The organism is Mycobacterium pinniadriaticum (assembly GCF_026242045.1).
Taxonomy (GTDB): Bacteria; Actinomycetota; Actinomycetes; order Mycobacteriales; family Mycobacteriaceae; genus Mycobacterium; species Mycobacterium pinniadriaticum.
Genome location: NZ_JAPJDO010000008.1, coordinates 217668 through 228302 on the forward strand (window position 1 = coordinate 217668; position 10635 = coordinate 228302).

A 10635-nucleotide genomic window follows, 5' to 3' on the forward strand; every position below is an offset into this window, starting at 1 on the left:
CACCCGGATGAGACAAAAGTGTGTCGTTCGTCACTTCCCGAGAACGGGATTCTCTAAGAGATCGGCTACTCGTGGGTAGCTCTCAGTTAGCGGCGCGCCGCCAGGCGTTTCTCGAGTTCGCCGGCGACAAGTTCACTGGCTTCTTTGGCCGCCGCGCGGGGATCGGCGCCCGCGGCTCGATTGGCGACATAGCAGGTGGTGAACATGTCGCCGGCCCCCGTGGTCTGCACGCCCTCCACCCGCCAGGCGGCGGGCACCCGCACGCACGAGTCCGGGGTGTAGATGTCGCATCCCTCGGATCCGTAGGTGACCAGGATCTCCGGGACGCCGAGGCGGGCCGCGGTCGCTTCATCGAACGGCCCGTCGGCGACGATGACGGCTTCATCTTCGGCCAGCTTCAAGATGCTGATGTGGGCCAACAGTTCGGGCGGGTAGTGCCGGTCCACGACGAGCGGTCCGAGCCGGTCGGCGCGGACCAGGCCCTGGCCGTCGTAGGCGACCCGATGACCCCGCCGCGCCAGCAGCGCGAGCGTCGGCGCGGGAAAGTCGGTGCGCAACAGCGGGGCGAGATGCACCCAGGTGGTGTCGGGCCCGGCGGCTTCGACCTGTGCGGGGCCCCACACCGGGCCGATGGCCTCCACCGACATCCGGCGGTGATCGGCGTCGGAGTAGTCCAGCCGAAACGAGCTCGTGCGATCCGCCGTCAGGATCTGCATCATCGAACCGAACCGCTCCAGCAGTGGATCGAACAACGGCCGGTCCTCGGCGGCGGCGAGCGCGACGATCCGGCCCGGTCCGCCGGCGGCCTCCATGGCCACACCGGAGAACGACGCGCACCCGCCGGGCGTCCTCGGCCCGCCGTTGATCACGTCGATGGCCAGATTGCCCAGCACGGTCACGCCGTCGACGAGCTCGGCGCGCGGTTCTGGCACTCGACTTCTCCTCATCAACGTCGGCGCATCCATCGTCGCCGTCGGCGCGAGATGGTAGTCGGGTTTTCCTCGAACCAACGACACAGGCGGATGGAGTCGAACTAGCTGATCTGACCGCCCCCGGGGTCTCGGGGGTGCCAAGATGCCACCATGCAGACCACCTACCCCGCACCGGGCCGCCCTCTCCCCGCGTATCAGGCCAGGCCGACCGGGGCGGGGCCGTGGCCCGGGGTGGTCATCGTCCACGACGCGGTGGGCATGACGCGCGACGTGCAGCGCATCACCGACCGGTTCGCCGACAACGGCTACCTCGCGATCACACCGGCGCTCTACCACCGCGGCAATCGGCTGCTGTGCGTGGTGCGGACCCTGCAGGCATTCCGCGACGGCAAGGGGACGGCCGTCGACGATCTGGTCGCCGCGCGCGATCACCTCGCTGCCGATCCCGACTGCACCGGAAAGGTCGGCATCGTCGGGTTCTGCATGGGCGGCGGATTCTGCCTGGTGCTCGGCCCCAGTGGACATTTCGACGCCTCGGCCCCCAACTACGGCGCGTGGCCCAAGGACATCTCCGCGATTCCGAACTCGTGCCCCACTGTCGCCAGCTACGGCGCCAAGGACCGGATGCTCAAGGGCGCAGCAGCCAAACTCGAAGAATTACTCGCCGAAGGCGGCGTGGCGCGCGACATCAAGGAATACCCGAACGTGGGGCATTCCTTCATGAACCAATTTCCCGCCCCGGGACCGCTGAAAGTCATCGAGCAGGTCGCCGGATTGGCTTACTCGGAGCCCGAGGCCGAGGACGCCTGGCAGCGCATCCTGGCGTTCTTCGGCGAACACCTGAAGTGATGCCGAGGCTGGCACTCGCCTGAGCGGGCCAGCCTCGGCGCTAACTCAGAGGATGTAGAGCATTTCCTGGTAGGTCGGCAGCGGCCAGAGGTCGTCGGCGACAACGCTTTCCAGCGTGTCGGCGGCTTCCCGCGCCGCAGCCATCGCCGGCAGGACCGCGTCCCGGTAGTGCAGCGCCTCCGCGGCGGCACCGTCGACGTGAGTTCCCATCGCGGCCTTGAGATCGGCGAGCGCCTTGGTCAGGTCGGTGATCGGAGCCGACACGGCCTCCAGCAGCGTGGTGTCGGGGTCCATACCCGCCTTCTTCAGCGCCGTGACGTTCTGCGCCAGTTCGGTCTGGTAACGGATCGCCGCCGGCAGGATCACTGTCGAACCCATCTCCAGGACCAGCTTGGCCTCCACCGCGATGGTCAGAACGTACTGCTCCAGCCGCACCTCGTAGCGGCTGTGCAGCTCGCGCTCGTTGAACACGCCGTACTTCTCGAACAGCGCGATGGCTTCCGGCTTGATCAACTCCGGGATGGCATCCGGGGTGGTCTTCAGGTTGGGCAGACCACGCTCGGCGGCCTCGATCTGCCAGTTCTCCGAATAGCCGTCACCGTTGAAGACCACCGCACCGTGTTCGGTGATGACATCGGTCAGTAGCTTCTGCACCGCGGAGTCGAACTCTTCGCCGTCGGCAACCGCCTTCTCCAGCACGGTGGCCATGTAGTCGAGCGAGTCGGCCATGATCGTGTTGAGGACGATCATCGGAACGTTGATGGTCTGCCCCGAACCCGGTGCGCGGAACTCGAACCGGTTGCCGGTGAAGGCGAACGGGCTGGTGCGGTTGCGGTCGCCGGGATCGGTCGGCAGCACCGGCAGCGTGTCGACGCCGATGATCATGCTGCCCTTGCCCTTCGACGATGTCGCCGCGCCCTTGGCGATCTGCTCGAACACGTCGGCCAGCTGCTCGCCGAGGAAGATCGAGATGATCGCGGGCGGGGCCTCGTTGGCGCCGAGCCGGTGGTCGTTGGTGGCCGAGGCCACCGACACCCGCAGCAGGCCGCCGAACTTGTGCACGGCCCGGATGACGGCCGCGCAGAACACCAGGAACTGTGCGTTCTCGTGCGGGGTGTCGCCGGGCACCAGCAGGCTGCCGAACTGGGAGTTGCCCATGGAGAAGTTGACGTGCTTGCCCGATCCGTTGACGCCGGCGAACGGCTTCTCGTGGAACAGGCACTCCATGCCATGCCGCTTGGCGACATTACGGAACGTGGTCATCAGCAGCTGCTGATGGTCGGCGGCGATATTGGCCCGCTCGAACATCGGAGCGATCTCGAACTGACCGGGCGCGACCTCGTTGTGCCGCGTCTTGGCCGGGATGCCCAGTTTGAACAGCTCACGCTCGGTGTCCATCATGAATGCCAGCACCCGGTCGGGCACCGCGCCGAAGTAGTGGTCGTCGAACTCCTGGCCCTTGGGCGGCTTGGCGCCGAACAGGGTGCGCCCGGCATTAATGAGGTCCGGACGGGCCAGGAAGAAGTGCCGATCGACCAGGAAGTACTCCTGCTCCGGGCCGCAGAACGACACGACATGCTCGAAGTCGGTGTGGCCGAACAGCTTCAGGATCCGTTCGGCGTGCGTGCCCATCGCCTGTTGGCTGCGCAGCAGCGGCGTCTTGTAGTCCAGGGCCTCGCCGGTCATCGACACGAACACCGTTGGGATGCACAGGGTGTTGCCGTTCGGGTTCTCCAGGATGTAGGCGGGGCTGGTCACGTCCCAGCCGGTGTACCCGCGGGCCTCGAAGGTGCTGCGCAAACCACCGGACGGGAAGCTCGACGCGTCGGGCTCACCCTGGATCAGGGTCTTGCCCGCGAACTCGGCCAAGGTCTGGCCGTCGGAGACGGGCTCGAGGAAACTGTCGTGCTTCTCGGCGGTCAGTCCGGTCATCGGGTAGAAGACGTGGGCGTAGTGGGTGGCGCCCTTCTCCAGGGCCCAGTCCTTCATCGCGACCGCAACCGTGTCCGCGACCGCGGGATCGAGCTTGGCGCCCTTCTCGATCGTCGCGATAACCGACTTATAGACCGACTTGGGCAGCCGGGCCTGCATCTCGGCCTTGGTGAACACGTTCGATCCGAAGATCTCACCCGGCTCCTCGCCGGGGACGAAGCTGACCGCCGGAGGCTCGTAGGCCTCGACATTGATGATCGCCTGGATGCGGGCCGCGTTTCCGCTCAACTGATGTTCCTCTTCCAACCAAGGTGCCCGCGTCTGGTTCGCGGGCATACGACCGGCCAACCGTAGGTCGCCTGCATGCCGATCTCGTTACGCCCGCGTCAACGTCAGAATGCGGCACTGATCGGGAACAAGTCCCCGCAAACTCATTTTGGGCAAACAAACACGGATTACAGACCGCATTACCGCACGTAAATATGTGAAAAAGCAAGATGAATTTATTGTGTCGTTCGAGCTCAGCAAGGTCCCCAAGGTCGTATAAGTGGAGTTATAGGGGTTTTGGATTCAACACTTATGGGGGCACTCATGTTTGGTTCAGCCGTCATCGCACCTCTCACCGTCTGCGCCGTTGTCGCCGCAGCATCACCCACCCTCAGTCCGGCGAATTCGCCGGACTATTACTCCTCAGGGGCCACCCTGTCGAGCGCATTCCAACTCACGAGCGTGACCAGCGGGTCAGTCGCCCCCGCTGCCGCGGCCGTCGTCGCCAGCTCGGTGCCTTTCGGCCTGCCACAGGTTTTGGCGGTCATGAACGCGCTGGCCGCGTTCAACCCGGACACTGCCGCAACGATGCAGTTCGTGACCACGTCATTGATTGACGAACTGAACAACGGTACGCCGCTCGGCGAGGCGATGGTCAACGTCAGCTTGCAGCTGTCCCCGTCGGTCGGCGGCGATATCGGCTCACCGCTCGGGACCGCTCTGACCCAGATCGGCCCGATGTTGGCGTTGGCGCCCGCGGTGATCAGCGGCGCGATGACGGTGCTCGCGGCCATTCCCGAAGCGGTGATACCGGTGGTGGGTGCGGTGGTGGTAGCCGTCATCAACACCGCCTCCGCCGTCGGTACGGACGGATTGTCCGCTGCCGTGCAGGCCGGCCTCTACGACGTGGTCGCCGCTGTCGGCAAGGGGATAGCCACGATGGTCAACGTGGTCAAGGCAGTGCTACAGGACATCGCGGGCACCCTGACCAGCGTATCCGCCGCGAGGACGGCGGCCCCGGCCGCGGCCGGGGGCCTGAGCGCACTGCCCGCCGTCCAGGTATCGGGCAACACGGCCAAAACCGACACGAGGACGAAACGCGCCACCGCCGCCGCGACACCGGCGAGAGGCACAGCCGGCCCGCGGCCGAGGCACTCAGCTTCCGCATCGGCCACGGCCAGCAGTAGCAGGTCCACCGGTTCGGCTCGAGCCGTCGGTAAGCGCCACGCCCGCCCGGCGGCCACGAACGGCACTGCCAAGTCAGCCCGTTGATGCCGACGTCGGGCCGCGCGGCCTAGATTTGAGGGCATGAGCAACGGCCGCGACGTCCCAGCCGACTACGACGAACGCGCGGTACGGGTGAGCGCGCCCAAGGATGAGGCGGCCGGCGTTCCCGCGGTTCTGGTGGCGCTGCGGCGCGGGCTGGCCGAGATGGGCGCGGTCCGTACGGTGGAGACCCTGGCCCGGCTCAATCAGCGCCACGGATTCGATTGCCCGGGCTGCGCCTGGCCCGAGGAGCACGGCGGCCGCAAGCTTGCCGAGTTCTGCGAGAACGGGGCCAAAGCGGTGGCCGAGGAGGCCACCAAACGGCGGGTCACCCCGGAGTTCTTCGCCCGCCATTCGGTGGCCGAACTCGCCGACAAGCCCGAGTACTGGCTGTCCCAGCAGGGCAGGCTGACCCACCCGATGGTGCTGCGCCCCGGCGAGCAGCACTACCGACCGATCGGCTGGAACGAGGCGTACCGGCTGATCGCCGAACATCTGAGTGCGCTGGGCTCGCCGCACGAGGCGGTCTTCTACACCTCGGGACGCACCAGCAACGAGGCAGCCTTTCTCTACCAATTGCTGGTGCGCAGCTTCGGCACCAACAATCTGCCGGACTGTTCCAACATGTGCCACGAGTCGTCGGGCACCGCACTGATCGATTCCATCGGTATCGGCAAGGGCTCGGTGACCGTCGACGACGTCGAACACGCCGACGTGATCGTCATCGCCGGCCAGAACCCCGGCACCAACCACCCGCGGATGCTGTCGGTGCTGGAGAAGGCGAAAGCCAACGGGGCGAAGATCATCGCCGTCAATCCGCTTCCCGAGGCAGGCCTGATCCGGTTCAAGGATCCGCAGAAGGTCCACGGAGTCGTCGGCCACGGGGTGCCGATCGCCGACGAGTTCGTCCAGATCCGCATCGGCGGAGACCTGGCCTTGTTCAAGGGCCTGGGCCGGCTGCTGGTGGAAGCCGACGACCGCGCCCCGGGCAGCGTGATCGACCGCGAGTTCATCGCCGCGCACTGCCACGGAGCCGACGAGTACCTCGCCGATGCCCGAACCGTCGACATGGACAGCGTCACCGAGGCCACGGGTATCACCCGCCCGCAACTGGATCGGGTCGCGGGCCTGCTCGCCGCATCGCAACGCACGATCGTGTGCTGGGCGATGGGCATCACTCAGCACACCCACGCCGTCGCCACGATCGCCGAGATGACCAATCTGCTGTTATTGCGCGGCATGATCGGAAAGCCCGGCGCCGGAGTGTGTCCGGTGCGTGGCCACTCCAACGTCCAGGGCGATCGCACGATGGGGATCTGGGAGAAGGTCCCCGAAACCTTCCTGGCCGCGCTGGATGACCGGTTCGGCATCATCAGTCCCCGCAAGCACGGTTACGACACGGTCGATGCCATCCGGGCCATGCGCGACGGCCGGGCGTCGGTATTCGTCGCGATGGGCGGAAACTTCGCCTCGGCCACCCCCGACACCGCGGTGACCGAGGCGGCGCTGAGCGCGTGCGCGCTGACCGTGCAGGTCTCCACCAAGCTCAACCGCAGCCATCTGGTGCACGGCCGCACCGCGCTGATCCTGCCCACCCTGGGACGGACCGACCGCGATCTGGTGTCCGGCCGTAAACAGGTTGTCTCCGTCGAGGATTCGATGTCGATGGTGCACCTGTCGCGAGGCAGTCTGACCCCACCCAGCGACGAGGTCCGCAGTGAAGTCGCGATCATCTGCCAGTTGGCCCGCGAGGTGCTCGGAGCCGAGCATCCCGTGCCGTGGGACAGCTTCGCTGCCGACTATGACACCATCCGCGACGCGATCGCCGCCGTCGTGCCGGGCTGCCAAGATTACAACGCCCGGGTCCGCCGGCCGGATGGCTTCCAATTGCCGCACCCGCCAAGGGATTCCCGCGAATTCCCCACCCTCACCGGCAAGGCCAACTTCACCGTCAGCCCGCTGCACTGGGTGCCGGTGCCGCCCGGGCGCCTGGTGCTGCAAACCTTACGCAGCCACGACCAGTACAACACCACGATCTACGGTCTCGATGACCGCTACCGCGGGGTCAAGGGTGGCCGCCGCGTGATCTTCGTCAATCCCACCGACATCGAGGCCCTCGGGCTGACCGCGGGCGACCGTGTCGACCTGATCTCGGAGTTCACCGACCGCCAGGGCGAATTGCAGGAGCGCCGCGCCAAGGATTTTCTGGTCGTGCCGTATTCCACCCCGGTCGGCAACGCCGCCGCCTACTACCCCGAAACCAATCCTCTGGTACCCCTGGATCACGTTGCCGCCAAGTCCAATACACCGGTATCGAAGGCGATCGTGATCCGGCTGGAGCGCGGCGAGCAGGAATCGTCATGGGGCGGGTGACCTCGCGGCGGCGGGCCAGTCACCTCATCGACGGCACCGTCACCGAGCGCCCCGAAACCCTGGTGGTGGAGGAGCCGCTGGAGATCCGGGTCAATGGGACACCGCTGAGCGTCACCATGCGCACCCCCGGCTCCGATGTCGAACTCGCGCAGGGCTTTCTGCTGACCGAAGGGGTAATCGCCCACCGCGACGACGTGCTGACCGTGCGCTACTGCCGGGGAGTCGAAGGGGAAGACGGAACCAACACCTACAACGTCCTCGACGTCACCCTGCGGCCTGGCGTACCCACGCCCGAGGTCGACGTCACCCGCAACTTCTACACCACCTCTTCGTGCGGCGTCTGCGGCAAGGCCTCGATCGACGCGGTCCGGCTGACCAGCCGGCACTCCCCCGGCGACGACCCGTCGACCGTCACCGCGGCGGCACTCACCGCGATGCCCACCCAACTGCGCTCGGCACAAAAAGTCTTCGCCAGCACCGGGGGGCTACATGGCGCGGCGCTGTTCGGTGTCGACGGCACGGCGCTCGCCGTCCGCGAGGACGTCGGCCGGCACAATGCCGTCGACAAGGTGATCGGCTGGGCGTTGGAGGCCAACCGGGTGCCGCTGGGCGGCACCGTCCTGCTGGTCAGCGGACGGGCGTCCTTCGAGCTGACTCAGAAGGCGGTGATGGCCGGCATCCCCGTGCTCGCCGCGGTGTCCGCGCCGTCCTCGCTGGCCGTCGACCTGGCCACCCAGTCCGGTCTGACGCTGGTGGCGTTCCTGCGCGGGGAATCGATGAACGTCTACAGCAGGGCCGACCGCATCCTGCGCTGAGTCGTCCACCGGCAATCTCCACCTAATCTCCATAGAACCTCCAAGCCGCCGTGGCGCGATACCGGCGACCATTCAATCCCGATCACCCACCGAACGATTGGGAGCACGATGGCCGAAATTCTGATTGCGGGTCTGTCCGCGGCCGGGCACATCACCCCGTTGCTGGCCATTGCCGGTGGGCTGGCCCATCGCGGTGACCAGGTCACCGTGCTGACGTCACCCAGACACGCGGCGAGCATCTACGCCTGCGGCGCCAAGCTGCACCCACTACCACCCGAAGCCGACCTGGTGGACGGCAAGGTCGACCAGTTTCCGGAACGGGCCCAGCTGACCGGGCTGCGGCGGCTCAACTTCGACATCGCCGAGATGTTCGTCGCACCCATGCCCCGGCAGGCGGCCATCCTCGCCGAACTGTTCACGTCGACCCGCTTCGACGCCGTGATCGTCGATTCGGCGTTCCTCGGGATCCTGCCGTTCCTGCTGGGTTCGCGGGCCTCTCTACCGCCGGTGCTGGCATTCACCCCGATGCCGTTGATGATTGCCAGCCGCGACACCGGCCCCGCCGGTCTCGGCATGCCGCCCACCACCGGCCCCCTGGGGCGGCTACGCAATCGGACCCTCACCGCACTGTCGCACAGTGTGCTGCTGGGACCCTCGCACCGCGCCGCCAATCGGCTTCTGGACGCCATGAACGCCCCGCGGCTACCGGTGTTCGTCTTGGACGCGGGGCTCCTGGCCGATCGCTACATCGTGCCCACCGTGCCGGCGTTCGACTATCCGCGCAGCGACCTGCCCGCCAATGTGCGCTACGTCGGCGCGGTGCACCCGCTGCCGGCCCGAGGATTCCGGCCGCCACCGTGGTGGAGCGTGCTCGACGACGGTCGGCCCGTCGTGCACGTCACCCAGGGCACCGTCGACAATGCCGAATTGGGCCGCCTGCTGGAACCGACCATCGAGGCCCTCGGCGGCGAGGACGTCGTCGTGGTCGCCACCACCGGGGGCCGTGCCATCACCGACGTCAAGGTCCCGTTGCCGTTGAATACCTTTGTCGCCGAATTTATCCCGCACGATGTCCTGCTGCCCAAAGTGGATGCCATGGTGAGCAACGGCGGCTACGGCGCCGTCCAGCGCGCTCTGTGCGCCGGCGTTCCGCTGGTGGTGGCCGGCGATACCGAGGACAAGCCGGAAGTGGCCGCCCGGGTCGGTTGGTCGGGCGCGGGGATCAACCTGAAGACCGGCACACCCACACCGCGAGCACTGCGCCATGCCGTCAGCGCGGTGCTGCACAATCCGCACTACCGGAACTGCGCCCGTAACCTGCAGACTGCGTTCGCCCAGCGTGACGGTGTCGCTGAGATCGCCGCATTGGTCGACGAGGTGATCGACCGACCCCCGAGCCGGGTGGCTCTGGACAGCGGCTCGTCGGGTCATCGTCAGCGGTCCTAGCCCGAGGTGACCTTCTGCCCTTCCTTCGCTGTCCCGCCGATGCACACCATGGGGAGACAGGACGCAGTTGGATCACCTGCTCGGAGGAACATCATGATCAAGGCCCTGTCCGGATTACCCGACAACGTCGCGGCATTCTCCTGCCACGGCCACGTCTCGAAATCGGACTACGAAACGGTGCTGATACCGGACGTCGAGACCCGTCTGGCCCGGCATGACAAGGTCCGCATCTACTACGAGATCGATCCCGACTTCGACGGTTTCGATCCCGGTGCCATGTGGGACGACACCAAGTTCGGGTTCAGCCACGTCCTGAGATGGGAACGGTTTGCCGTTGTCACCGACATCGAGTGGATCAAGCAGACGATGAAGTTCGTCGGCTTCCTGATGCCGGGTGAGATGCGCGCGTTCCCCATCGCGGATGCCGCGAAGGCGCGCGAATGGGTCAGCGAGTCGGCAAGCTGACTTGTCGCGGCGCCCGGGGCGGGCGCGCAGGACGTTGTCCTCCGTCCGGATGACACAAGGTGAGGACATAGGTCCTGGGATCAGTGGCTGTCGGCCGTTCCGGGCACCAGCGCCAGAAAAATAGAGTTCGACGTTGACGCACATTCATACGCCGGACTCATGACAGCCGAAGCAGGTGCCTAGACCGTATGGGGAGGCTGGGGCCTCGCCACATGTGATCGTGGGTTGCCGTCAGGAGTGGGTCCTGGCCGGTAGAGCCACAGATGTGGATGGAGGCCCCAGTGAAGGTT

Annotated in this window: 8 protein-coding genes; 6 read left to right on the forward strand and 2 right to left on the reverse strand. The window is 66.6% G+C overall.

Annotated elements, in window-relative coordinates; translation table 11 throughout:
• Positions 1 to 86 precede the first annotated feature (86 nt).
• The gene (locus ORI27_RS12325) at positions 87 to 932 is read right to left on the reverse strand and encodes a carbohydrate kinase family protein (RefSeq protein ID WP_407666294.1); all 846 of its coding nucleotides are present in this window, start codon (positions 930 to 932) and stop codon (positions 87 to 89) included.
• 150 nt (positions 933 to 1082) lie between these two features.
• On the opposite strand from ORI27_RS12325, the gene ORI27_RS12330 reads away from it, so the two are divergent.
• Positions 1083 to 1781: a dienelactone hydrolase family protein gene (locus ORI27_RS12330; RefSeq protein ID WP_265997128.1), complete on the forward strand. Its 699-nt coding sequence runs from the start codon at positions 1083 to 1085 to the stop codon at positions 1779 to 1781.
• A 45-nt stretch (positions 1782 to 1826) separates the two neighbouring features.
• Here ORI27_RS12330 and ORI27_RS12335 read toward each other — a convergent pair whose 3' ends face one another.
• A complete protein-coding gene (locus tag ORI27_RS12335; protein WP_265997129.1) occupies positions 1827 to 4001 on the reverse strand; it encodes a glutamine synthetase III family protein in 2175 nt (724 codons plus the stop codon).
• A gap of 441 nt (positions 4002 to 4442) precedes the next feature.
• Here ORI27_RS12335 and ORI27_RS12340 point away from each other — a divergent pair, with 441 nt between their 5' ends.
• The 5 genes from ORI27_RS12340 to ORI27_RS12360 all read left to right on the forward strand — a co-directional run bounded on the left by ORI27_RS12340 (position 4443) and on the right by ORI27_RS12360 (position 10345).
• Entirely contained in the window at positions 4443 to 5252 is an 810-nt protein-coding gene (locus ORI27_RS12340) for a hypothetical protein (RefSeq protein ID WP_265997130.1), read from the forward strand.
• Between the two features lie 36 nt (positions 5253 to 5288).
• The gene (locus ORI27_RS12345) at positions 5289 to 7619 is read left to right on the forward strand and encodes an FdhF/YdeP family oxidoreductase (RefSeq protein ID WP_265997131.1); all 2331 of its coding nucleotides are present in this window, start codon (positions 5289 to 5291) and stop codon (positions 7617 to 7619) included.
• Positions 7607 to 8434: a formate dehydrogenase accessory sulfurtransferase FdhD gene (gene fdhD / locus ORI27_RS12350; RefSeq protein ID WP_265997132.1), complete on the forward strand. Its 828-nt coding sequence runs from the start codon at positions 7607 to 7609 to the stop codon at positions 8432 to 8434. The genes ORI27_RS12345 and fdhD overlap by 13 nt, the downstream gene beginning before the upstream one ends.
• A 108-nt stretch (positions 8435 to 8542) precedes the next feature.
• Entirely contained in the window at positions 8543 to 9880 is a 1338-nt protein-coding gene (locus ORI27_RS12355; protein WP_265997133.1) for a nucleotide disphospho-sugar-binding domain-containing protein, read from the forward strand.
• Between the two features lie 93 nt (positions 9881 to 9973).
• Entirely contained in the window at positions 9974 to 10345 is a 372-nt protein-coding gene (locus tag ORI27_RS12360) for a SpoIIAA family protein (RefSeq protein WP_265997134.1), read from the forward strand.
• Positions 10346 to 10635: the final 290 nt, after the last annotated feature.